Origin of the sequence: Xanthomonas sp. DAR 34887 (genome assembly GCF_041245805.1) — a bacterium.
GTDB classification, from domain to species: domain Bacteria; phylum Pseudomonadota; class Gammaproteobacteria; order Xanthomonadales; family Xanthomonadaceae; genus Xanthomonas_A; species Xanthomonas_A tesorieronis.
Window position 1 is genome coordinate 1,242,500 of the sequence record NZ_CP162490.1, and the last position, 23,606, is coordinate 1,266,105.

The window sequence follows — 23,606 nt, forward strand, 5'->3', positions numbered from 1 at the left end:
GTGGTCCCCAGGTCAGAAGGTCAGGCCGAAACGGGCCCAGTAGCGCACGTCCTTGCCGTCGGCCGGCTCGGTGCCGCCGGTGGGCTTGGCCGCGGCCAGGTCCAATGCCAGCCCATGCCAGTGGGGAACGCGGAAGTTCAGGCCCACGCCCGGGCCCTGGAACGTGGTGACGGCGTCGTACACGGCGCGGTTGGCGCCGTTGGGATAGACCCGGCCATAGTCGTAGAACACGCTGGCGGTCAGCAGGTCGCTCCAGGGACGGCCGCCGAACGGCGAGGCGGCGCCGGCGAAGCCGGGCGCATCGACCTGGTATTCCAGGCTGGAGTCGAAGCCGCGATCGCCCAGCGCGCTGCCGAGGGCGAACGCGCGCACGCTGGTGGGGCCGCCGAGCGAGAACTGTTCCAGCGGGGTCAGGGTGTCGTCGCTGTACTGGCCATTGAGGCGCAGCTGCAGGCGCTGGGTGGCGGTCAGGCCCTGCAGGCGGGTGTAGGCCAGGCGCGCGACCAGGAAGTGGCGATCGTGCCGGGCATACAGGTAATCGGTGCGTGGCGAGTCGTCGTCCAGCGCGCCGCGCACGCTGAGTTGCAGCATGTCGATCGCATGCCGCTCGCGGTCGTCGTGGCGGAACGAGGCGCCGAGTTCGAGCACGTCGAACTTCTGCTTGGACAGCAGCACGCCCAGGCCCTGGATGCGCGAGCTTTCCTGCACCAGGTGCAGCCAGCTCTGCATGCGCCAGGCATCGGTGTTGCGGAATTTCCAGTCCAGGCCGAGCGAGGTCTGTTCGGTCGGCCCCTGGATATCGAGCGCGGCGAACGCGCCGGTGTTCAGGTCGACCAGGCTGCGGGTGTAGGCGGCGCTGACGCCCAGGCCCGGGACGTCGGCGATCGGCGCCTGGTAGGCGACGCTGCCCTGCCAGTTGTTGGCCGGATCGAGCGCATAGGCGTAGCTGGCGGAGAAATGGTCGCCCAGGCCGAGCGGGTTGTTCCAGTCCACGCCGAGCTGGGCGCGATAGCGTCCGATGCTCTCGGTGCCGTAGTTGCTGGCGCCGACGCTGACCTGCAGCGGGCGCGCTTCGCTGGCCTGGATCACCACGTCGGTCTCGCCGGGCTGCGCGCCGGGCTTGAGCACGGAGGTGACCGAGACGCCGGGCAGGTCGCGTGCGTACAGCAGCGCGGACTGCAGGTCCTGCTGGCGCAGGATCTGGCCTTGCAGCGCCAGCGCCGGGCTGGCGATGAGGCGGTCGTCGTAGCGGCGCGCGCCCTCGACGGTGATCTTGCCGACCCGGCCCTCGGCGACGCGGATTTCGACCACCTGGTCGGAACCGAGGGTCTGCACCGGCAGGTAGGCGCGGGCGACCAGGAAGCCGGCCTGGCGGTAGGCCTGGGTCAGCGTGTCGGCGATCTGCTGCAGCTGGGCGAAGCTGAGCTGCGCCGGCAGCGAGCCGCCGCCCAGTTCGCGCAGGCGTGCGTCGGCCAGCGCCTGCAGGCGCGGTGCGCTGATGTCCTGCCGCGGATGCTCGCCGACACCGGTCACACGGATTCCCTGCACCGCGATCGGTGCCGCCGCCGCGGTCGATGTGCCGGCAGCGGGTGCGGCGTCTTGCGCAAGCGCCGGCGCGCAGGTCAGGGTCAAGGCCAGGCTGGCGGCCCAGGGCAGCGCGAACAGGGCGTTCGCCAGCGCGCTCGGACGCGGACGGCAGGAAATCGTCATGATGTTAAGGCGGCGTTAGTGTGAAGTCCCGCGCAATTTAGCCTTCCCACCTGGGACCAATCTGAGCAAATCTGAGCGCCACGGCGAATACCTGTGGCCTTCCCCCACAGGGGTGTCGGGGAAACACCTACAGCGCGCCTGCGGTCGCGTGCGCGTTGTCGTCAGGCAGTTACAAGGGCCGCGAACGCGGGATCCGATTGGCGCAGGATCGGCAAGACGCTCGCCGCCGAGCGTCCAACCCGGACGCGGCGGTCGCGTGACCGCTCAGGCCGCGGCGCTGGTGTACTGGACGTCGCGCAGCGCCTGCTGATAGGCCTTGGCGGTGGCGTCGTTGTAGGCGACCAGGATGATGCGCTTGGGCACGGCGTGCGCCTTCTGCCAGGCGTCGGTTTCGGCCACCGCGATGCGCGCGGCCTGGTGCAGCGGATACCCGTAGACGCCGCAGCTGATCGCCGGGAACGCCACCGAATGCAGGCCCATCTGTTCGGCCAGGCGCAGCGAGCGCCAGTAGCAGTTGGCCAACAGCGCCGGCTCGTCGTGGGCGCCGTCGCGCCACACCGGGCCGACGGTATGCAGCACATGGCGCGCCTTGAGCCGGTAACCGGCGGTGGCGCGGACCTCGCCGACCGGGCAACGCACGCCCGGCTTGAGTTGCGGCAGGGCGAGGCATTCCTCCAGCAATTGCGGGCCAGCGGCACGGTGGATCGCGCCATCCACGCCGCCGCCACCGAGCAGGGATTCGTTGGCGGCGTTGACGATGGCGTCCACGTCCAGTTCGGTGATGTCGCCTGGCCAGATTTCGATCTTCATGCGGCGATCTTTATGGGATTCCAATGATGGAAACGTGATGAAGGTGGGGTTCGCGCCGCGCCGATGCAACGGCGGCTTAACCGACGAACGGCAAGACTGCTGCGTCTTCGTCTCAGCGCCTGCGACATGAACCGCACCCAGCCGCCACCCGCCATCGCCGAAGCCCTGGCGCGTGGCGAAATCATCAAGGCCATCAAGCTGTTGCGCGCGCAGAGCGGCATGGATTTGCGCAGCGCCAAGCTGCAGGTGGATGCGTGGCTGCAGGCCGGCGCGGCACAGACGGTCGCGGACATGCTCAACCGGCATGCCGACACCGCCCAGACCCAGGCCGAGGCGTCGATGGTGGCGGGGACGTATCGGCTGTCGCCGGCGGCGTTGTCGGCGCTGGCCCAGGGGCAACTGCTGCAGGCGATCAAGCTGACCCGCGAGCAGCATCCGGGCATGGGCCTGCGCGAGGCCAAGGAAGCGGTCGAGCGCTACCGCGACCGCAACGCGCCGCGCGCAGGATCGTCGCCGACCGTGGCCGGCGGCGACCGCTCCAGCGCGTGGCTGTGGTTAGGCATGCTGGTGCTGCTGGCCGCTGCTGCGGCGTTCTGGTGGCTGCGCGGCGGTTGATGTGGGAGCGACGTCGTCGGAAGCGACGGCTCACTGCCAAGGTCCGTCGTTGTCCATCAAGTGGCGGATCGAAGCCTTTGCCCAGGCGAGCGCAGTCGCGATCCAGCGCGATGCCATCCGATTCGCCGTGCGGCGCCGCCTACAGCCAGCGCCTCACCTGCGCGCAATAACGGTCGTAGGCGCTGCCGAAGCGCTCGCGCAGGCGTGCTTCCTCGAACGGGATCACCACGCGTTGCAAGGCGAGCAGCGGCAACGGCAGCAACAGCAGCGCCCACGGCCAGCCGATCTGCACGCACAGGCCGGCGTAGCTCAGCACCAGGCTCAGGTACATCGGATTGCGGGTGTGGCGGTGCGGACCGCGCAGCACCAGACTGGACGGATCACGTTCGGGCAGCACGGTGGTGCGCCGCTGCACGAACAGCGCCAGGCACAGCACCGACAGCAGCAGCCCGGCGACGGCGACCACGCCACCGCCCAGCTGCATCCAGGCCAGCGCACGGCCTTGCGGCAGCGGCAGGTCCAATGCGTGCTGCAGCCATGCGCCGAGCAGCATCGCGGCAATGAAATGCGCAGGCGATGTGGTGCGCACCAGCAGCGGAATACGTGCGTACCGGTCCTGCCGCTGGCTGCTTGCTTGATCGCTCAACCCTAGTTCTCCTGCCCGAGGCTCCGTGCAGCGCCACTGTAACGCGCCGCAGCTCAGGCGTGAGCACGCCATCGTTCGCCGCGGCGCTGGCTGCATGCGCCGATGGCCTGCACGCACGCGTGGGCTGTGCAGCGCCGGCGCAATGGTGTTCACTTGGATCGCCGCACACGCGTCGCCTTCCTCCTCCTTCTCATACGCAGTCCATGCCCGCTCCGACATCCGCTTCCGCTGCTTCCCTCGCATCACGCCGCCGCGTCATCCTCGAAGACGACATCGACGGCTTCACCCCCGCGCAGCTGCTGTTGCTGCAATCGCCGGAGGTTGAGGTGCTCGGCATCTCGGTGGTCAGCGGCAATATCTGGCGCGACGAGGCCCTGGCGCACACGCGCCGCTTGCTGGAAATCGCCGGCCGCGGCGAGGTGCCGGTGCTGCCCGGGCCGGTGCAGCCGATGCTCAACAGCGAGCTGGCCACCGAGCGCTGGGAGGCGCTGTACGGCAAGCTGCTGTGGAAGGGGGCGTGGACCCGGCACTGGATCGAGCACGACACCGTGCAGAGTGCGCCGCGCTACCACGCGCACGACGTGGTGCCGGACCTGGCGCTGGGCAATCCGTCGGTGGTGCAGGCCGCCAGCGAGCCGGCGGCCTTGTTCATGATCCGCAAGGTGCGCGAGTTCCCTGGCGAAGTCAGCATCGTCGCCACCGGCCCGTTGACCAATCTGGCGCTGGCGCAGCGGCTGGATCCGCAGTTCGCGTCGCTGGCCAAGGAGCTGGTCTACATGGGAGGCAGCCTCAACCCGCGGCAGCGCCGCGACAGCGTGTCGGCGCGGCAGTTCGCGCGCGAGTTCGTCAATTCGCCGCGGCGCGAGTTCAACATCCGCTGGGATCCGGAAGCGGCGAGCATCGTGATGCGCTCGCCCTGGCGCAAGATGGTGATGGTGCCGGTGGATCCGTCCACCGCCACCGAGTTGACCCCGCAGTTGCTGGCACGGATGAGCGCCGCCGACACGCCGATCGGCCATGCGTTGCGCCGGCGCGAGCCGGGCTTCCCTATGTGGGACGAACTGGCCACCGCGGTGTGGCTGCGCCCGGAGCTGGCCACCGTCAGCGAGACGCTGTACGTGGATACCAACACCGAATTCGGCCCCGGCTATGGCGACATCCTGTCGTGGGCGCCGGGCTACCAGCCCGGGCTCGGCGAGCAGGCGCAGCAGGTGGTGCGCGAGGTCGACGTGGAGGCCATCGAGCAGTTGCTGGTGGAGCGCCTGACCGCGCCGCAGCCGCCGGCGCTGGGTGTGCCGTTGCCGGGCTGACGGTTACGCGGCGCCAGCGATGCAGGCGCACTCGCGCCACGTTGCTGCGTTCGCTGGCTGCTCCGCTGTACGGCGCGACCTACAGTCGTCAGCAGCCTGCTACGCAGCCACGCTTGCACGATCCGCTCGCCGCGGGCGACCCTGCCACCGCGGCGAAGGTTGGCCGGCTCCCCCCCAACGAGAGACAAGCGTCATGCAGATCCCCGCGACGTGGCAGGCCGGCATCCAGCGCAACACCGAGTTGCTGCTCGGCTATGCGCAACTGCTGCAGGCGTTCGAGGCGCCGCCCGAGCCGTTGGCCGCGGACGGCGGCGGCGCGATCGCCGCGCTGGTCGCCGCCACGCGCGCGGATGGCGCGGCCGCGCAGCGGCATGCGCGGCAGGCGCTGGCGCAGATCGAGCGCGAAAATCCGCGGTTGTGCGCGGTAACGCGGCCGTTGCCGGCGCGTGCCGACGCCGATGCCGCGCGCGTGCAGGCGGCATTGGCCGGTGGCGGCGATGGCGGTGCGCTGGCCGGGGTGCCGTTCGTGGTCAAGGACCTGTTCGATGTCGCCGGCCTGGCGACCACCGCCGGCGCCGCGTTGCGCGCCGAGCTGCTGCCGGCCACGCACGATGCGGCGGTGGTGCGGCGCCTGGCCGACGCCGGCGCGGTGCTGGTCGGCACCGCCAACATGGACGAATTCGCCTACGGCTTCGCCACGGTCAACGCGCACTACGGCACCACCGCAAATCCGCACGATCCGCAGCGCCTGGCCGGCGGCTCCTCCGGCGGCTCGGCGGCGGCGGTGGCCGCGCGCTGGGTGCCGTTCGCGCTGGGCTCGGACACCAACGGCTCGATCCGCGTGCCGGCGGCGCTGTGTGGCGTGTACGGCCTGCGCCCGAGCCACGGCAGCCTGGAGATGGAGGGCGTGTTCCCGTTCGTCGAGGCCTTCGACGTGATCGGGCCGTTCGCGACCACGGTCGCCGACCTGCGCGCGGTGTACACGGCGATGCGCGGGCAGGCACTGGCGCCGGTGGACACCGCCGCGTTGCGCGTGGCGCGCCTGGGCGGCTGGTTCCAGCGCAACCTCAATCCGGACCTGGAGGTCGGCCTGGCCGCCGTCCATGCCGCGCTCGGCGGCAATGCGCTGCGCGACCTGCCGCAGGCCGAACGCGCGCGCGCCGCGGCTTTCGTGATGACCGCGGCCGAAGGCGGCTACCGCCATCGCCAGGCGTTGGCCACGCACGGCGAGCGTTTCGATCCGGCCACCCGCGAGCGTCTGCTCGCCGGCCTGCAATTGCCCGCGGCCGCCATCGCCGATGCGCAGCGTTTCGGCGCGTGGTTCGCCGGTGCGATGCAGCGCCTGTGGGACGAGGTCGATGTGCTGCTGGCCCCGGCCACGCCCTGCGTCGCGCCGCGGATCGATCAGGAGACGATCCAGATCGACGGCAAGGCGGTGTCGGCGCGCGCCAACCTCGGCATCTTCACCCAGCCGCTGGGCCTGGCGCGTTGCCCGGTGCTGGCCGCGCCGCTGTACCGTCCCGGGCGCCTGCCGCTGGGCGTGCAGCTGATCGCCGCGCCGGGACGCGAGGACCGCCTGTTCGCGCTCGCCGCGCAACTGGAACGCGACGGCTTGATCGGTTCCACGCCGCCCTCGCTGGAGCCGCGCTGATGCTGCACACCTTGCGTTCCCGGCGCGGCATGGTGGTCGCGCCGCATCACCTCGCCGCGCAGGCCGGGCGCGATGTGCTGCGCGACGGCGGCACCGCGGTGGAAGCTGCGGTAGCCACCGCCGCGTGCCTGGCGGTGGTCTATCCGCACATGACCGGGATCGGCGGCGACGGCTTCTGGCTGATCGCCGAAGCCGATGGCCGCGTGCATGCGATCGACGCCTGCGGCCGCGCCGCGCAGGCGGCCACGCTGCAGCATTACGCCGGGCAGGCGGCGATCCCCTGGCGCGGTCCGGGCGCGGCCAACACCGTCGCCGGGACCGTGTCCGGCTGGGCGCTGGCGCTCCAGCGCAGCGACGCGCAGTTGCCGTTGTCGCGCCTGTTGGAGGACGCCGTGCACCACGCCGCGGCGGGTGTGCCGGTCACCCTCGGCGGCGCCGCCATCGCCGCGGCCAAGAGCGCCGAGCTGCGCGCGCAGCCCGGCGCCTATGCGGCCATCTTCGAAGCCGCCGGCCGTCCGTTGCGCGAAGGCGAACTGCTGCGCCAGCCGCAGCTGGCCGCCACGCTGCAGCGCCTGGCCACGGCCGGCCTGGACGATTTCTACCGCGGCGCACTGGCGGCCGACATCGCGGCCGACCTGGAAGCCTTGGGCAGCCCACTGCGCGCCTCCGATCTGGCCGCGCACCACGCCGAGCCCAGCGTGCCGCTGTCGGTGGCGATCGCCGGCGCGCGCCTGTACAACCACGCGCCGCCCACCCAGGGCCTGGCTTCGCTGCTGATCCTGGCGCTGTTCGACCGCCTGGCCGCCGACCAGGCCGATGGCTACGCGCATCTGCATGGGCTGATCGAGGCGACCAAGCAGGCATTCCTGGTGCGCGATGCGCACGTCGGCGACTCGGCCTGGATGACGCTGGACGCGCAGGCGCTGCTCGACGACGCCGGCGCGCTCGACGCGCTGGCCGCCCGTATCGATCCCGCGCGCGCGCTGCCTTGGCCGCAGCCCTCGCAGGCCGGCGACACGGTCTGGTTCGGCGCGATCGACGGCGCCGGCCGTGCGGTCAGCTGCATCCAGTCCACCTATTTCGAATTCGGTTCCGGGCTGGTGTTGCCGCGCAGCGGCATCGTCTGGCAGAACCGCGGCTGCAGTTTCCGCCTCGCCGCCGACGGCTGGAACGCGCTGGCGCCGGGACGCAAGCCGTTCCACACGCTCAATCCGGCGTTGGCGCGCTTCGACGACGGCCGGCTGATGGCCTACGGCACCATGGGCGGCGAAGGCCAGCCGCAGACCCAGGCGGCGCTGTTCAGCCGCTATGCGCGCTTCGGCATGCCGTTGCAGCAGGCGGTCAGCGCGCCGCGCTGGCTGCTCGGCCGCACCTGGGGCGAGGACAGCACCACGTTGAAACTGGAAGACCGCTTCGATCCGGCCGTCGTCCAGGCCTTGCGCGACGCCGGCCATGCGGTCGAACTGTTGCCGGCCTACAGCGCGGTGATGGGCCATGCCGGCGCGCTGGTGCGCGAGGCCGACGGCATCCTGTGCGGCGCCAGCGACCCGCGCAGCGATGGCGCGGTGGCGGGCTGGTAGCGCGGGCTTCGCATCCGATGACGAGCGACCACGACAGCCACTCCCTCGCGCGCGCCAGAGCGCTGGTGGAGGCGGCGATGCGCGATGCGCAGGGCGGGTCCGCCCCGCTCGCGCAGGCCGAGTCGCTGCTCAGGGCGGCGGCCGCATCGGCACCGGACGACAGCGCGGTGCTGACCTGCCTCGGGGCGGTGTTGTGCGACCAAGGGAAATACCGCGAGGCGGCCGAGGCGCTGCAGCGTGCGCTGCGCCTGCGCTCGAACGACCGCAACACCCACTTCAATCTCGGCGTCGCGCTGCTCAACAGCGGCAAGCGCCGCCAGGCGATGCAGCGCTTCCGGCAGGCGGCGTCGCTGCGTGCGTCGGCGGCAACCTGGGAAGCCTATTTCGATCCTCATGCGCAGTGAAGCGCCACGAGCAAAATACGGTACGCGAAGCAACCCGCGTTGGTGCTCTGCGTCGCTTCGTACTCTGGCACTCCTGACGATGAGCAACCGCCCCAAGGCCTGGTCGTTGCCGATCCTGGTGCTGTTCAGCCGCTATGCGCGATTTGGAGTGCCACGATGAAGTGAGTGCGCCGCGCTGGCTGCTCGACCGTACTTTGGGGCGAAGATGCCACTACGGTGAAGATGTTTGCATTGCCATTGCACCATTGCAATCGGCCCCAGGCTCAGGCACGGCTGCGCAAAGTCGCAGTCGGCGAGATGCAGCAGTGGGATGGTTGATTCGGCGATATCGCCGCTCAATCAAGGAGTACTTATGGCTGACGATACCCTCAGAAGCGATCTTGCGGATCCTGCACAAGGTGCGGCGCTCGTCGCTTATCTGGCCGGCGGCTCGGGCATGATCGCGCGAACCATAGCCGATAGACTCGATGACGAGGTCAGTGCGTTTGATGCGATGACGGCTGCGCAACGTTCCGACGTGCGCTCCGGAGCGGGGGCCTCGAATGTTTCGGCGGCCCTGCAAGCAGTGGTGGACAAACTGGCAGCTATGGGCGGCGGTCGTGTGAAGTGTCCGCCGGGCGTGTATCGCCTGACTGCGACGGTCAATGTTCCCAACGGCGTCACGATCGAAGGGAGCGGGTGTGCGCCGTACATCGGAACCGGAGAGACGTCCAAGCCTCGCGGTGGCGGTACGTGGTTTCACCCGGATCATGCCGGCGTTGCGTTCCAGGCAAATGCGAATGCGGGTAGCCCGGTGGGTTCCGGCGCGGTGCTGCGCAACTTCGGGGTGTTCCGTACCCACGCCGTGCCGGCGGCCGGTTGGGCGCCGACGACCTACGATTACGATATCGTGACCTATGGCGTCGACTTGCTGATCGAGGATGTGACGCTTCTCAATGCCTGCAAGGGCATCAAGATCGCAAGCGCGGGATTCGGTCGGTTGCACGTGAATCGCCTCAAGATGCAAGCTTTTCAGGTCGGCATCGATCTCGATCAGTCTTTAGATACCTGTCGGGTCGAGAACGTGCAGATGTGGCCGTTCTGGTCGGATCACTTTGCGGTGCGTGACTATATGCTGCAGAACCTGAAAGCGTATCGGATCAAGCGCGCCGACAATTCAGTGATCCATGGCTGCTTCAGCATCTATCATCAGGTCGGGATCTATGTCGATGGGGATGGCGCAGGAGCCACTGCCTACGCGTTGCGCATCAGCAACTGCAACATCGATCCCGGTGGTTGCTCTGTCCAGTTCGCGCCTGGGGCCGACAATGCCACCGCGCTGATCGAGAACTGCATTTTTGCCGGTGCAGATGAAGTTGCCGGGTCGTTCGGAATACTGTTCGAATGCGACAACGCGCGCGTCGGCGTGTCCAATTGCGAACTGGTCAATTATGGATCCTATGCATTAGCGGTATGGGGTGCCAACAATTTGCTGAGAATGAATAACGTCCACGTCGCGAACTGGAACAAAGGCAATGCCGCCATGGCCGCGATCCAGGTCGGTGTCACCAACGAGGTGCGGCAGGCTAATGTCACCCGGTCCGGCGGCAATGGCGCGAATCTGTGGAGCGGTGGCGGTCTCATGTTCGGATATACAGGGGGCGGAGAGGTCGCGTCGGGGACCGATGCATTGGGCGATATCACGGTTAGCCATAACCTGCGCATGGTGCCCCGTCGCGTGTATGTCCAGCAGACCGAACCCGACACTGCTTACGATTTGCGTGTGCATTCGCGCAATGCAACGACCTTCAAGGTGCGTGTCTACAGCGCTTCGGGAACGGTGGTGGCAAATGGAGGTGCACTCACGCTTTTCTGGCAGGCCGAAGGCATGTGATTTTCCATGCCTTGATCGGATCCGATAGGCGGACTTAGCCGCCTAAGGCGCCTACCTTTGGGGCCCGTCGCGGTGCTCGCGACGGGCCGTTGATGGTTCGCTTCCACCGGCTGTCTGTCGTTTCGGCTTCGACCAAAGCAACGATTTGCGAAAACGAGTGCAGACGCTTCCTCGTTGTTGGAGAGTGTATTGCGTTCCAATGTACGAACATGCCACTGTCGCTGCTAGTTGCTATGTGTTTGCTGAGATCGCGGCGGCGGGTCTGCGCTCCTCGCTATGCTTCTCACAGGAACCGCCATGCCGACCTTCTCCCGCTTCACCCGCTATTTCATGGAAGTGGCGCATTGGCGCAGCATCCGCCGCGCCGCGGAGGCGCTGCACGTGTCGGCGTCGGCGATCGACCGGCAGATCCTCAAGGCCGAGCAGGAACTGGGCGTGCCGTTGTTCGAGCGGCTGCCGGGCGGGCTGCGCCTGACCAGCGCCGGCGAGTTGCTGCTGGTCGATGTGCGGCGCTGGGAGAAGAGCTATCAGCGTACGCGGGAGCAGTTCGACGAACTGAGGGGGCTGCGCCGCGGCCATGTCGAGATCGCGATGATCGATGCCTTGAGCGAGGGCATCGTGGTCGATGCGCTGGCGCAGCTGATCGACGAGCATCCGGGCCTGACCTTCGGCCTGCAGACCGAGGACAACCAGAAGGTAGCCGACAAGGTCATCGCCGCGGAGGTGGATTTCGGCCTGTTGCTGGACCCGGTCAGCGGCATCGACCTGGAGGTGGTCGCCTTCGCCGAGATCCCGCTGGGTATCTGCATGCCCGCGGGGCATCCGCTCAGCGGCAGGGCCAGCCTGCAGTTGAATGAAGTGCTCGACGACCACCGCCTGCTGCTGCCGGCTGCGCCACTGATCGTCAACGAACACGCCAAGGTGGTGTACCAGCGCCAGCACATCGACACGCGTCGCTGCATCCGCTGCAACGACGTGCGCACGCTGCGTGCGCTGGTGCGGCAGGGCGTGGGCGTGGGCCTGCTGTCGCAGCTGGACGTGTTGCCCGATCTGGCCGACGGGCGGCTGGCGTTCGTGCCCTTGCGCGAAGGCCTGGCCAAGCCGATGACGCTGTCGCTGTGCGTGGCGCCGCAGCGGCAACTGTCCAGAGCCGCGCAGACCATGCTCAAGGCGCTGGCGCCGCGCGTGGAAGCCATCCTGGAACCGCAGTAGCCAAGCCGGCCGGATGCGGTCGAGGTGAAACCCCTCCCTGCAGGCGCACCCGCAAACCCACGACTTCCCTGTAGGAGCGGCTTCAGCCGCGACAGCCCCCGACCGGCGCCAACCAAGGCCCCGTTTTCGAAAGTGCACGCAGCATCGCTTCCAAAACCGTCTTAGCGCGCGAATAAGCACGCACATCCCTGCCGCGTTGCATTTTTTGCACTGCAGACACGCGAAAACGGTGTTTGCCGGCCTTCCGCGCGGTTCGTATAGTGCTTTCAACCCGGCAAAGCTGCGTTTCTTCGGAAATAAGCTTTTGAATTGAAAGAATTTTCCTTGGGTATGCCAGTTGCAGGCCTAGTTGCCGCCGATCGCCCGTCCCGCTCCGTCCGCCCCCTAAACGAACCCATCATGCGCACCACCACTCCACATCCCGGCCCAGCCGGCGGCCGCACCTGAGGCGACAGCCGCCATGCTGATGCCGGCTAGCGTTCCTGGCCCGCGTGCGGTCGCACGCTGCGACGCGCTCGGCGTGGCGCCTTACAGCGACACCGCGGATGGCCTGTTCCGCGGCTGGCTGAGTCCGGCGCATCGCGCCAGCGTGGCGGCCGTGGCCGGGTGGATGGCCGAGGCCGGCCTGCACACCCGGATCGATCCTGCCGGCAACCTGATCGGCCGCTACGAGGGCGTCGCCGCGCAGGCGCCGGCACTGCTGATCGGCAGCCACCTGGACAGCGTGCGCGACGCCGGCCGCTACGATGGTCCGCTCGGGATCATGCTCGGCATCGAATGCGTGGCTGCGCTGCACGCGCAGGGCCGCCGGCTGCCGTTCGCGGTCGAGGTGATCGCATTCGGCGACGAGGAAGGGTCGCGTTTCCCGGCCTCGATGCTGAGCAGCCGCGCCGTCGCCGGCACGCTGGACCCGGCGGCGTTGCAGGTGACCGACGGCGATGGCGTGGAGCTGGCCGATGCGCTGGCCGCCTGGGGCCTGGACATCGCCACGCTGCCAAGCGCGGCGCGCGCGCCGCACAGCGTGCTGGCCTATCTGGAAGCGCATATCGAACAAGGGCCGGTGCTGGAGGCCGAAGGCCTTGCGCTGGGCGCGGTCACCGGCATCGCCGCGCAGCGCCGCTACCGCGCGCTGCTGGTCGGCCGCGCCGGCCATGCCGGCACCACGCGCATGGATCTGCGCGCCGATGCGCTGGCCGCCGCCGCCGAATGCGTGCTGGCGGTGGAGCAGGTCGCGCGCGCTGGCAGCGCGGACCTGGTGGCCACGGTCGGGCGCCTGCAGGTCGCGCCGGGCGCGGTCAACGTGGTGCCGGGGCGGGTCGAGTTCTCGATCGACGTGCGTGCCGGCGACGACGCCGTGCGCGACGCGGCGGCCGCGGCGATCGCGCAGCGCCTGCACGCGGTCGCCGCGGCGCGCGGCGTGCAGTTGCAGCTGCAGTGCGTGCAGGACCTGCCGGCCAGCCCCTGCGATCCGCGCCTGGTCGCCGCGCTGGACGCGGCGATCGCCGCGCAGGGTCTGGCGCCGCGGCGGCTGGTGTCCGGCGCCGGCCACGACGCGATGGTGATGGCCGCGTTGTGCCCGACCGCGATGCTGTTCCTGCGCTGCGCCGGCGGCGTCAGCCACCATCCCGCCGAACATGTGGATCCCGCCGATGCCGACCTGGCGGTGGCGGCGATGCTGCACTTCATCGAGTCCCTGGGAGACACCCTTGTCCGTTGATCCGTCGCACGCCGAGCTGTTCGGCGAACTCGATCCGCCGCAACGCCTGCTGATGGGGCCGGGCCCGGTCAATGCGCATCCGCGCGTGCTGCGCGCGATGTCGGCCGACCTACTCGGCCAGTTCGATCCGGAAATGACCGGCTACATGAACCAAGTGATGGCGCTGTACCGGCCGCTGTTCGGGACCGAGAACCGCTGGACCTTTCTGGTCGACGGCACCGCGCGCGCCGGCATCGAGGCGGCGCTGGTGTCGCTGGTGGCGCCGGGCGATCGCGTGCTGGTGCTGAACTTCGGCCGCTTCGGCCTGCTGCTGGGCGAGATCCTCGGCCGCATCGGTGCGGTGGTGGAGAACGTGGATGCGCCGTGGGGCGAGGTGGTGCCGATGGCGGCGGTGGCCGAGGCGATCGAACGCTTCGCGCCGAAGCTGGTCGCCTGCGTGCACGGCGATACTTCGACCACGATGGCGCAGCCGCTGGACGGCCTCGGCGCGCTGTGCCGCGCCGCCGGCGCGCTGTCCTATGTCGATGCCACCGCGACCATCGGCGGCATGCCCATCGCCAGCGACGCCTGGGGCGTGGACGTGGTGACCGGTGGTCTGCAGAAGTGCCTGGGCGGGCCGTCCGGTTCGGCGCCGATCACCGTGTCCGCGCGCGCCGCCGAGGCGATCTTCGCGCGCCGCCATGTCGAGCGCGGCATCGTCCGCGACGATCTCGCCAACGGCAGCGGCGTGCGCATCGGCTCCAATTATTTCGACCTGGCGATGGTGATGGACTACTGGTCGGACAAGCGCCTGAACCACCACACCGAGGCCACCAGCATGTTGTACGCGGCGCGCGAATGCGCGCGCGTGGCGCTGCAGGAGGGCTTGCCCGCGCGTTTCGCCCGGCATGCCGCCGCCGGCCGCGCAGTCGCCGCCGGCGTGCGCGCGCTGGGACTGCAAGTGTTCGGCGACGACCGCTATCGCATGACCAATGTCACCGGTGTGGCGATTCCCGCGGGCATCGACGGCGAGGCGGTGCGGCGGCGCATGCGCGAGGATTTCGAGATCGAGATCGGCACCGCGTTCGGGCCGCTGCAGGGCAAGCTGTGGCGGATCGGCGCGATGGGCTACAACGCGATGAAGCACAAGGTGCTGATCACCCTGGGCGCGCTGGAAGCGGTGCTGCGCGCCGAAGGTTATGTGTGCACCCCGGGCGCCGGGGTGGACGCGGCGCTGGCCGCCTGGCATGCCGACGGAGCGCCGCGGTGATCGCGGTGCGCGATCTGGTCGGCTACGGCGCGCAGCCGCCTGACCCGCAGTGGCCGGGTGGCGCGCGGGTGGCGTTGCAGTTCGTGATCAATTACGAGGAGGGCGCCGAGAACTGTGTGCTCAACGGCGATGCCGGCTCGGAGGCGTTCCTGTCGGAGATGGTCGGCGCGCACAGCCAGCCGGGCGCGCGCGCGATGGCGATGGAGAGCCTGTACGAATACGGCAGCCGCGCCGGCTTCTGGCGGCTGCAGCGGCTGTTCTCCGCGCGCGACGTGCCAGTCACGGTGTTCGGCGTAGCGCAGGCGTTGGCGGCCAATCCCGAGGCGGTGCAGGCGATGCGCGACGCCGACTGGGAGATCGCCAGCCACGGCCTGCGCTGGATCGATTACCAGCAGGTGCCGGAGGCGACCGAACGCGCGCATATCGCCGCGGCGATCGCGCTGCACACGCAAGTCGCCGGGACGCGCCCGCTGGGCTGGTACCAGGGCCGCACCAGTCCCAACACCGCGCGCCTGGTGGCCGAGGAGGGCGGCTTCGTCTACGACGCCGACAGCTACGCCGACGACCTGCCGTATTACGACCGCCGCCACGGCCGCGTGCAGCTGGTGGTGCCGTACACGCTGGACGCCAACGACATGAAGTTCGTCGCCTACAATGGCTTCGCCGATGGCGAACCGTTCTTCCGCTACCTGCGCGACGGCTTCGAGCAATTGTGCGCCGAAGGCGGGCGGATGATGTCGGTGGGCCTGCACGGGCGCATCGCCGGGCGCCCGGCGCGTGCGCTGGCGCTGGCCCGTTTCGTCGATCATGCGCTGGCCAGCGGCCAGGCCTGGATCGCGCGGCGCATCGACATCGCCCGCCACTGGCAGCAGGTGCACCCGGCATGATCATCGATGCGCCCGAGGTCCTGGCCGAGGTGCAGGCGGCATTCGCCGCCTACGAGCATGCGCTGATGGCCGACGACGTCGCCGCGCTGGACCGGCTGTTCCACGATGCGCCGACCACGGTGCGCTACGGGGTCGGCGAAACGCTGTACGGCGCCGAGGCGATCCGCGCGTTCCGCCGCGCGCGTGGCGGATCGCCGCAGCGGCAGTTGCAGCGGGTGCAGATCGTCGCCTATGGGCGCGACTTCGCCACCGCCGATGCCGAGTTCCTGCGCGAAGGCAGCACCCGCCGCGGCCGCCAGAGCCAGAGCTGGGTGCGCTTCGCCGACGGCTGGAAGGTAGTGTCGGCGCACGTGTCGCTGCAGGGGGACCACGCATGACCGGCATCGACTGGAATGCGCTGCCCGAGGCCGAGTTCGTCGCGCGGCTGCACGCGCTGTTCGAGCATTCGCCGTGGGTGGTGGAGCGGGCGGCGGCGCGGCGCCCATTCGCCGATCTGCATGCGGGCCTGTTGCAGGTACTGCACGCGGCCGGCGCCGACGAGCGGCTGGCGCTGATCCGCGCGCATCCGGAGCTGGCCGGCAAGGCCGCGATCGACGGCAGCCTGACTGCGGCCTCGGCGGCCGAGCAGGCGCAGGCCGGGCTGGATCGGCTCACTGCCGAGGAGTTCGCGCGGTTCCATGCGCTCAATGCGGCCTATCGCGCGCGTTTCGATTTTCCGTTCGTGATCTGCGTGCGCCTGACCGACAAGGCCGGGATTCTCGCGGCGATGCAGGCGCGGTTGGCGAATACGCGCGATGCCGAAATGGCCGCCGCGCTCGACGAGATCGGCAAGATCGCGCGCTTGCGCCTGGAGGCCTTGCAGTGAGCGCGGGCAACGGCTTGCAGGCGTTGTCGGCGCAGGTCGCGCGCGAACTGCAATGGCTCGGCCATGGCGGCCCGGACTGGATCCGCCCGCAGCGGCATGGCGCCGAACATGTCTACGACGTGGTCGTCGTCGGCGGCGGGCAGAGCGGGCTGGGTGCGGCGTTCGGGCTGCTGCGCGAGCGCATCTCCAACCTGCTGGTGATCGACGAGAACCCGGCCGGCCAGGAAGGCCCGTGGGTCACCTACGCGCGCATGGTCACGCTGCGCACGCCGAAGGAACTGAGCGCGCTGGACTTCGGCATGCCGTCGCTGACCTTTCGCGCCTACTGGGAAGCCCGCCACGGCGCGGCGGCCTGGGACGCGCTGGGCAAGATCGCGCGCGCCGACTGGATGGACTACCTGCGCTGGTACCGCGAGGTGCTCAGGCTGCCGGTGCGCAACCAGACGCGGCTGCTGCGCATCGAGCCGCTGCAGGCGCAGCGCCTGCAGCGGCTGCACCTGGCCGGCGGCGACAGCCTGCTCGCGCGCAAGGTGGTGCTGGCGACCGGGATCCAGGGCGGCGGGCAATGGCACGTGCCGCCGCTGGTGGCGCAGACGCTGCCGCGCTCGCGCTACGCCCACACCTCCGAGGCGATCGACTACGCGGCCCTGGCCGGGCGCCGCATCGGCATCCTCGGCGGCGGCGCCTCGGCCTTCGACAACGCCCAGCACGCGCTGGCCGCCGGCGTCGGCGAGGTGCACGTGTTCCTGCGCCGCGCCGAACTGCCGCGGGTCAATCCGATCCGGCACATGGAGCGCAGCGGCATCATCCCGCGCTTCGCCGCGCTGCCCGACGCCGACAAGTACGCGATGATGGCGAGCTTCTTCCGCCACAACCAGCCACCGACCAATGACACCTTCGAGCGCGCGGCGGCCTGGCCCAATTTCCACCTGCATCTGGGCAGCCCGTGGCAGCACGTGGCAGAAGACGCCGGCGGCGTGGCGGTGACCACGCCGCACGCGCGCCTGCAGTTCGATTTCGTGGTGCTGTCCACCGGCCTGGTCACCGATCCGGCGCTGCGCCCGGAGCTGGCCGCGGTGGCCGACGGCATCGTGCGCTGGTCCGATCGCTACCGGCCGCCGCAAGGGCAGCAGGTGCCGTTGCTGGATGCGCATCCCTACCTGGGGCCGGGCTTCGAACTGCTGCCGCGCACACCCGCGCATGCGCCGGCGCTGCACGGGCTGTTCGCGTTCAACTATTCGGCGCTGCTGAGTTTGGGCCTGTCGGCGGCGGCCTTGTCCGGTCTCAAGCACGCGTTGCCGCGGCTGGTGAAGGCGGTCGCCGACCAGTTGTTCCTGGACGAGCGCGAGGCGATCGTCGGCGCCTACCTGGACTACGCCGAACCCGAATTCGTCGGCCAATGGCCGTTGCCGCAAGCGGAGGACTGCGTCGGATGAGCACGCTATCGACCCATGTGCTGGACCTGAGCCGCGGCGTGCCCGCCGCCGGCGTGGCGGTGCGTCTGTTCGCCGGCGAGGCGCTGCTGCACGCCTGCGTCACCGATGCGGATGGGCGCTGTCCTTCGCTGCGCGAACTGCGCCTGGAGACAGGACGTTATCGGCTGGAATTCGCGGTGGCCGACTACTTCCGCGGCCAGGGCGTGGTCTTGCCCGAGCCGCCGTTCGTGGACGTGGTGCCGATCGCGTTCGGCCTGGCCGCTGCGGCGCACTACCACGTGCCGCTGCTGGTCTCGCCGTTCGGCTATTCCACCTACCGGGGCAGCTGAGATGGACGCGGTGCGGTTCCTGCTCGATGGGCAATTGCTGGAACTGGAGTCGGTGGACCCGACCGCCAGCGTGCTCGACCTGCTGCGCTACCGGCTCGGCCGTACCGGCAGCAAGGAAGGCTGCGCCGAAGGCGATTGCGGCGCGTGCACGGTGCTGGTCGGCGAACTGGCCGGTGCCGAGGGCGAGGAGCGGGTGCGCTGGCGCGCGCTCAACGCCTGCATCCTGTTCGTGCCGATGCTCGACGGCAAGGCGCTGCTGACCGTGGAGAGCCTGGCGACCGGCGGTGCACTGCATCCGCTGCAGCACGAACTGGTGCAGCGCCATGGCTCGCAGTGCGGCTTCTGCACGCCGGGCTTCGTGATGTCGCTGTACGCACGCAGCATCGGTGCGCTGGGCACCGAGCAGGCGGTGCTGGCCGACGTGATCGCCGGGAACCTGTGCCGCTGCACCGGCTATGGCCCGATCCTGGAGGCCGGCGCGGCGGTGCCGCTGGCGCGGCGCGACGACGCGGCCACGCTCGCCGGCCTGCGCGCGTTGCGCCGCCAGACCGCGCTGGTGCAGACGCATGCCGATGCCACGGCCGGCCGCGTGCGGCGCAGCGAGACGCCGCGCAGCGCCGACGCATTGGCCGCGTTGCTGCTGGAGCGCCCGGACGCGCGCCTGGTCGCCGGCGCCACCGATGTCGGTCTGTGGGTGACCAAGCAGCAGCGCGTGCTCGACGATGTGGTGTTCATCGGCGACATCCCCGAGCTGCGCGAACTGCGCGACACGCCCGACGGGCTGCACATCGGCGCCTGCGTGCGCTACAGCGAAGCGCATTCGGCATTGGCCGCGCTGCACCCGGCGCTGGGCGAACTGCTGCGGCGCATCGGCGGCACCCAGGTGCGCAACGCCGGCACCATCGGCGGCAACATCGCCAATGGCTCGCCGATCGGCGACATGCCGCCGGCGCTGATCGCGCTAGGCGCCAGCGTGACCCTGCGCCGCGGCGATGCGCGGCGCGTGCTGCCGCTGGAGGACTTCTTCCTGGCCTATGGCCGCCAGGCGCGCCTGCCGGGCGAGTTCGTGGAGAGCGTGTACGTGCCGCGCCCGGCGGCTGCCACGCTGTACCGCGTCGACAAGCTCAGCAAGCGCTTCGACAGCGATATCTCCGCGGTCTGCGGCGCGTTCGCGCTAAGCATCGACGATGGCCTGGTGACGAAGGCGCGGATCGCCTTCGGCGGCATGGCCGGCATTCCGCAGCGTGCGCGTGGCGCCGAACAGGCCCTGCTCGGCCAGCCATGGAGCGAGGCGACGATCGAGGCCGCCGCGGCCACGCTGGCGCAGGACTTCCGTCCGCTCAGCGATGTGCGCGGCTCGGCGGGGTATCGGCTGGCGGTCGCCGCGAACCTGCTGCGGCGGCTGTGGATCGGGCACGCGCAGCCGCACGAACCGCTGTCGGTGCTGGCGCCGGAGCTGGTCGATGGCTGACGGACCGGCCGCCAGCGACGCGGCGTTGCCGCAGGTGCAGCGTTCGTTGCAGCACGACAGCGCGCAGGCGCATGTCAGCGGCCAGGCGCGCTATATCGACGATCTGCCGGAGCCGCCCGGCATGTTGCATCTGGCGTTCGGCCTGAGCGAGCACGCGCATGCGCGGTTGTTGCGGGTGGACCTGGCGCCGGTGCGCGCCGCGCCCGGCGTGGTGGCGGTGTTCGCCGCCGCCGATATTCCCGGCGAGAACAACGTCGCTCCGGTCGCGCACGACGATCCGCTGTTCGCCGGCGACGAAGTGCTCTATCACGGCCAGCCGCTGTTCGTCGTCGCCGCCGACAGCCATGCCGCCGCCAGGCGCGCGGCGCGTCTGGCGCAGGTCGAGTACGCGCCGCTGCCGGCGCTGCTGAGCATCGCCGAGGCGCGCGCCGCCGGTGCGGTGCTGGAGCCGGCGCAGCGCATGGCGCGCGGCGGCGATGTCGATGCCGCCCTGGCCGCGGCGCCGCGGCAGTGCAGCGGCGCGCTGGAGATCGGCGGGCAGGAGCATTTCTATCTGGAAGGGCAGATCGCGCTGGCCTTGCCGGGCGAGCAGGGACAGCTGCATGTGCTGTCCTCGACCCAGCACCCGAGCGAGGTGCAGCACCTGATCGCGGAACTGCTCGGGTTGCCCAGCGCCGACGTGACCGTGGAAGTGCGGCGCATGGGCGGCGCATTCGGCGGCAAGGAAACCCAGGCGGCGGCGCCGGCCGCGGCCTGCGCGCTGGTCGCGGCGCTCACCGGGCGCCCGGCCAAGCTGCGCTACGACCGCGACGACGACATGCGCATCACCGGCAAGCGCCACGACTTCGTGGTCGACTACCGCGCCGGCTTCGACGGCGACGGCCGCATCCTGGCGCTGCGCCTGGAACTGGCCTCGCGCTGCGGCGCCACCACCGACCTGTCGCTGGCGATCAACGACCGCGCCATGTTCCATGCCGACAACTGCTACTGGCTGCCGGTGGTGGAGATCGTCTCGCACCGGCTGCGCACGCATACCGTGTCCAACACCGCGTTTCGCGGCTTCGGCGGGCCGCAGGGCATGCTGGCGATCGAGCGGGTGCTGGACGCGGTCGCCGCCGCGCTGGGCCGCGATCCGCTGGCGGTGCGCCGCCTCAACCTGTACGCGGCGCCGCACCGCAACGTCACTCCGTACGGCATGACCGTGGAGGACAACGTCGCGCCGGCGCTGATCGAGGAACTGGCCGCGCGCGCCGACTACGCCGCGCGGCAATCGGCGGTCGCCGCGTTCAACGCGCGCCACCGGGTGCTGAAGAAAGGCCTGGCGCTGACCCCGGTGAAGTTCGGCATCAGCTTCACCACCAGCCACCTCAACCAGGCAGGCGCGCTGGTGCTGGTCTACGCCGACGGCTCGGTGCAGCTCAACCACGGCGGCACCGAGATGGGCCAGGGCCTGATGATCAAGGTCGCGCAGATCGTCGCCGACGTGTTCGGCATCGGCGTGGAGCGCGTACGCATCACCGCCACGCGCACCGACAAGGTGCCCAATACCTCGGCCACCGCGGCCTCCTCCGGCACCGACCTCAACGGCATGGCCGCCTACAACGCGGCCAGCGAGATCCGCGCGCGGCTGGCCGCCCTGGCCGCCGAGCGCGGCGGCGTGGCGCCGGAGCAGGTGCGCTTCGCCGCCGGCAAGGTCGTCGCCGGCAGCCTGGAACTTGCGTTCGGCGCGCTGTGCCGGCAGGCGCACATGGCGCGCATCTCGCTGGCCGCCAGCGGCTACTACGCCACGCCCAAGATCCACTACGACCGCGCCAGCCACCGCGGCCGCCCGTTCTACTACTTCGCCTACGGCGCGGCGCTGAGCGAAGTGGTGATCGACACGCTGACCGGCGAGCACAAGGTGCTGGCGGTGGACGTGCTGCACGACGTCGGCCGCTCGCTCAACCCGGCGATCGACCTGGGCCAGATCGAGGGCGGCTTCGTCCAGGGCATGGGCTGGCTGACCACCGAGGAACTGGTCTACGACGCGCACGGCCGGTTGCTGACGCATGCGCCCTCCACCTACAAGATTCCCACCGCCAGCGACCGCCCGGCGCGGATGGACATCCGCCTGTGGCAGGCCGGCCGCAACAACGAGGCCACGATCCACCGTTCCAAGGCGGTCGGCGAACCGCCGTTGATGCTAGCCATCTCGGTGTTCTCGGCGCTGACCCAGGCGGTGGCCGCGGCGGCGCCTGGCACCGGACTGCCGGCGCTGGATGCGCCGGCCACGCCGGAACGGATCCTGGCCGCGATCGCGGCACGGCACGCCGATGCGCGCTGACTGGAGCCTGCAGGCCGAAGCGGCGCTGGCCCGCGGTGCGACCGCGCTGGTCACGGTGCTGGCCACCGCCGGCTCCACCCCGCGCGAGGCCGGCACGCGCATGCTGGTGAGCGCCGACGGCAGCATCGGCACCATCGGCGGCGGCGTGCTCGAGTGGCGCGCCTGCGCGCTGGCGCGTGAGCTCCTCGCGCAGCCGCCAGGCAGCTGGCAGGTGCAGGACTACACGCTGGGCGCGGTCGCGCCGGCGCGCGCCGTGCGTTGCAGCGGCAGGTGCGGCGATTGCGCGACGCACGCCCGGGCCGACGATCTGCTCGGCCAATGCTGTGGCGGCCGCGTGCGGCTGCTGCTGGAGCGGCTGGACCCGGCGCGCAGCGACTGGCTGCGACAGGCGACGCTGGGGCGCACGCTGCTGACCCAACTGCGGCGCGGCGATCTCGAACACCGCATCGGCGATGCGCCGGCGCAAGCGCTGTCGCTGCGTGCGCCGGCGCCGGCGGCGGGCGCCTTGCTGGCGCAGGCGATCGGTCCGCGCTGCACGCCGCTGCATTTGTTCGGTGCCGGCCATGTCGGCATCGCCATCGCGCGTGCGCTGCACGGGCTGCCGTTCGCGCTGGCCTGGTCCGATTCGCGCGCGGACCTTGCGGCTGCGGCCGGCGCGGAGCATCTGCAGGAAGCGGCACTGCTCGCGCGTGCCGCCGCGGCGCCGGCCGAGGCGATGCTGCTGATCCTGACTCACGACCACGCGCTGGATTATCGGCTCACCGCGGCGGCGCTGGGTGGCGAGGCGGGCTTCGTCGGCCTGATCGGCTCGGCCTCCAAGCGCGCGCGCTTCCTGTCGCGACTGCGCCAGGACGGCCTGGGCGAGGCCGCGCAGGCGCGGCTGACCTGCCCGATCGGTCTGCCCGGCATCGACGGCAAGGCCCCCGCGGTGATCGCGCTGGCGGTGGCTGCACAGCTGTTGCTGCGTGTGTCGGCCTTGGAGACGCAGGGTCCGCAGGTGGAGGGCGCTGCGTCACTGCTGCAGCTATCTGTGCTCGGTGCGCGCTGATATCGCCATCGTGGAGGTGCTGCGTGGCCTCGGGTGATCAGTCACGATGAGCCAAGTGTGAGAGGTTCGGACTTCGGACACAGCCTGTCGGGGCTGAAGCCCCTCCTACAGTGCACCCAGGCAGCTCGCCGCAAGCCCGTGTAGGAGCGGCTTCAGCCGCGACGAGCGAAGCGGTGCGCTTGCCGATGGCGCAATGCGTCGGGACTGAAGCCCTCCTACAGTGCACCCAGGCAGCTCGCCACAAGTCCCCTGTAGGAGCGGCTTCAGCCGCGACCAGCGAAGTGTGGGAGGTTGCACTTCGGACAGAGCTTGTCGGGGCTGAAGCCCCTCCAACAGTGCACCCAGGCAGCTGGCCGCAAGCCTGTAGGAGCGGCTTCAGCCGCGACGAGCGAAGTATTGGAGGTTCGGACTTCGGACACAGTCTGTCGGGGCTGAAGCCCCTCCTACAGTGCACACACGCAGCTTGCCGC

Annotated in this window: 20 protein-coding genes; 17 read left to right on the forward strand and 3 right to left on the reverse strand. The window is 70.3% G+C overall.

Going from position 1 to position 23,606, the window contains the following annotated elements:
• Positions 1 to 12 precede the first annotated feature (12 nt).
• Together AB3X08_RS05295 and AB3X08_RS05300 are read right to left on the reverse strand one after the other, a co-directional pair.
• Positions 13 to 1,710: a ShlB/FhaC/HecB family hemolysin secretion/activation protein gene (locus tag AB3X08_RS05295; protein WP_369936745.1), complete on the reverse strand. Its 1,698-nt coding sequence runs from the start codon at positions 1,708 to 1,710 to the stop codon at positions 13 to 15.
• A 264-nt stretch (positions 1,711 to 1,974) separates the two neighbouring features.
• Positions 1,975 to 2,520, reverse strand: a complete 546-nt coding sequence (locus AB3X08_RS05300) for an O-acetyl-ADP-ribose deacetylase (protein ID WP_369936746.1) — start codon at positions 2,518 to 2,520, stop codon at positions 1,975 to 1,977.
• Positions 2,521 to 2,646: 126 nt separating this feature from the next.
• Here AB3X08_RS05300 and AB3X08_RS05305 point away from each other — a divergent pair, with 126 nt between their 5' ends.
• Positions 2,647 to 3,135, forward strand: coding sequence for a hypothetical protein (locus AB3X08_RS05305; protein ID WP_369936748.1), 489 nt, complete (start codon positions 2,647 to 2,649; stop codon positions 3,133 to 3,135).
• A gap of 139 nt (positions 3,136 to 3,274) precedes the next feature.
• Here the strand turns inward: AB3X08_RS05305 and AB3X08_RS05310 are convergent, their stop codons facing one another.
• Positions 3,275 to 3,688 carry a methyltransferase family protein gene (locus AB3X08_RS05310; protein ID WP_369938434.1) on the reverse strand — a complete coding sequence of 138 codons (414 nt, stop codon included), beginning with the start codon at positions 3,686 to 3,688 and terminating at the stop codon, positions 3,275 to 3,277.
• 296 nt (positions 3,689 to 3,984) lie between these two features.
• Here AB3X08_RS05310 and AB3X08_RS05315 point away from each other — a divergent pair, with 296 nt between their 5' ends.
• From AB3X08_RS05315 to xdhC, 16 genes are all read left to right on the forward strand, one after another.
• A complete protein-coding gene (locus AB3X08_RS05315) occupies positions 3,985 to 5,091 on the forward strand; it encodes a nucleoside hydrolase (protein WP_369936749.1) in 1,107 nt (368 codons plus the stop codon).
• Between the two features lie 193 nt (positions 5,092 to 5,284).
• Positions 5,285 to 6,742: an AtzE family amidohydrolase gene (locus tag AB3X08_RS05320; RefSeq protein ID WP_369936750.1), complete on the forward strand. Its 1,458-nt coding sequence runs from the start codon at positions 5,285 to 5,287 to the stop codon at positions 6,740 to 6,742.
• Entirely contained in the window at positions 6,742 to 8,322 is a 1,581-nt protein-coding gene (locus AB3X08_RS05325; RefSeq protein WP_369936752.1) for a gamma-glutamyltransferase family protein, read from the forward strand. Before AB3X08_RS05320 ends, AB3X08_RS05325 begins: the two co-directional genes overlap by 1 nt.
• Before the next feature lie 17 nt (positions 8,323 to 8,339).
• Positions 8,340 to 8,726, forward strand: coding sequence for a tetratricopeptide repeat protein (locus AB3X08_RS05330; protein ID WP_369936753.1), 387 nt, complete (start codon positions 8,340 to 8,342; stop codon positions 8,724 to 8,726).
• Between the two features lie 352 nt (positions 8,727 to 9,078).
• On the forward strand, positions 9,079 to 10,599 hold the full coding sequence (locus tag AB3X08_RS05335) for a right-handed parallel beta-helix repeat-containing protein (protein WP_369936754.1): 1,521 nt from the start codon (positions 9,079 to 9,081) through the stop codon (positions 10,597 to 10,599).
• A gap of 297 nt (positions 10,600 to 10,896) precedes the next feature.
• The gene (locus tag AB3X08_RS05340) at positions 10,897 to 11,811 is read left to right on the forward strand and encodes a LysR family transcriptional regulator (protein ID WP_369936755.1); all 915 of its coding nucleotides are present in this window, start codon (positions 10,897 to 10,899) and stop codon (positions 11,809 to 11,811) included.
• A 460-nt stretch (positions 11,812 to 12,271) separates the two neighbouring features.
• The gene (locus AB3X08_RS05345; protein WP_369936756.1) at positions 12,272 to 13,528 is read left to right on the forward strand and encodes an allantoate amidohydrolase; all 1,257 of its coding nucleotides are present in this window, start codon (positions 12,272 to 12,274) and stop codon (positions 13,526 to 13,528) included.
• Positions 13,529 to 13,580: 52 nt separating this feature from the next.
• Positions 13,581 to 14,777: a pyridoxal-phosphate-dependent aminotransferase family protein gene (locus tag AB3X08_RS05350; protein WP_369938437.1), complete on the forward strand. Its 1,197-nt coding sequence runs from the start codon at positions 13,581 to 13,583 to the stop codon at positions 14,775 to 14,777.
• Positions 14,774 to 15,664, forward strand: coding sequence for an allantoinase PuuE (gene puuE, locus AB3X08_RS05355; RefSeq protein ID WP_369936757.1), 891 nt, complete (start codon positions 14,774 to 14,776; stop codon positions 15,662 to 15,664). The genes AB3X08_RS05350 and puuE overlap by 4 nt, the downstream gene beginning before the upstream one ends.
• Entirely contained in the window at positions 15,661 to 16,041 is a 381-nt protein-coding gene (hpxZ, locus tag AB3X08_RS05360) for an oxalurate catabolism protein HpxZ (protein WP_369936758.1), read from the forward strand. Before puuE ends, hpxZ begins: the two co-directional genes overlap by 4 nt.
• The gene (gene uraD, locus AB3X08_RS05365) at positions 16,038 to 16,529 is read left to right on the forward strand and encodes a 2-oxo-4-hydroxy-4-carboxy-5-ureidoimidazoline decarboxylase (RefSeq protein ID WP_369936760.1); all 492 of its coding nucleotides are present in this window, start codon (positions 16,038 to 16,040) and stop codon (positions 16,527 to 16,529) included. Before hpxZ ends, uraD begins: the two co-directional genes overlap by 4 nt.
• A complete protein-coding gene (locus AB3X08_RS05370) occupies positions 16,526 to 17,965 on the forward strand; it encodes an FAD/NAD(P)-binding protein (RefSeq protein WP_369936761.1) in 1,440 nt (479 codons plus the stop codon). Before uraD ends, AB3X08_RS05370 begins: the two co-directional genes overlap by 4 nt.
• Entirely contained in the window at positions 17,929 to 18,294 is a 366-nt protein-coding gene (gene uraH, locus AB3X08_RS05375) for a hydroxyisourate hydrolase (protein ID WP_369936763.1), read from the forward strand. The genes AB3X08_RS05370 and uraH overlap by 37 nt, the downstream gene beginning before the upstream one ends.
• Position 18,295: 1 nt before the next feature.
• Complete coding sequence (xdhA, locus tag AB3X08_RS05380; protein WP_369936765.1) at positions 18,296 to 19,765, forward strand: xanthine dehydrogenase small subunit; 1,470 nt, start codon at positions 18,296 to 18,298, stop codon at positions 19,763 to 19,765.
• The gene (xdhB, locus tag AB3X08_RS05385) at positions 19,758 to 22,088 is read left to right on the forward strand and encodes a xanthine dehydrogenase molybdopterin binding subunit (RefSeq protein ID WP_369936767.1); all 2,331 of its coding nucleotides are present in this window, start codon (positions 19,758 to 19,760) and stop codon (positions 22,086 to 22,088) included. Before xdhA ends, xdhB begins: the two co-directional genes overlap by 8 nt.
• Positions 22,078 to 23,136: a xanthine dehydrogenase accessory protein XdhC gene (gene xdhC / locus AB3X08_RS05390; protein ID WP_369936768.1), complete on the forward strand. Its 1,059-nt coding sequence runs from the start codon at positions 22,078 to 22,080 to the stop codon at positions 23,134 to 23,136. Before xdhB ends, xdhC begins: the two co-directional genes overlap by 11 nt.
• The last annotated feature ends 470 nt before the right edge of the window (positions 23,137 to 23,606 follow it).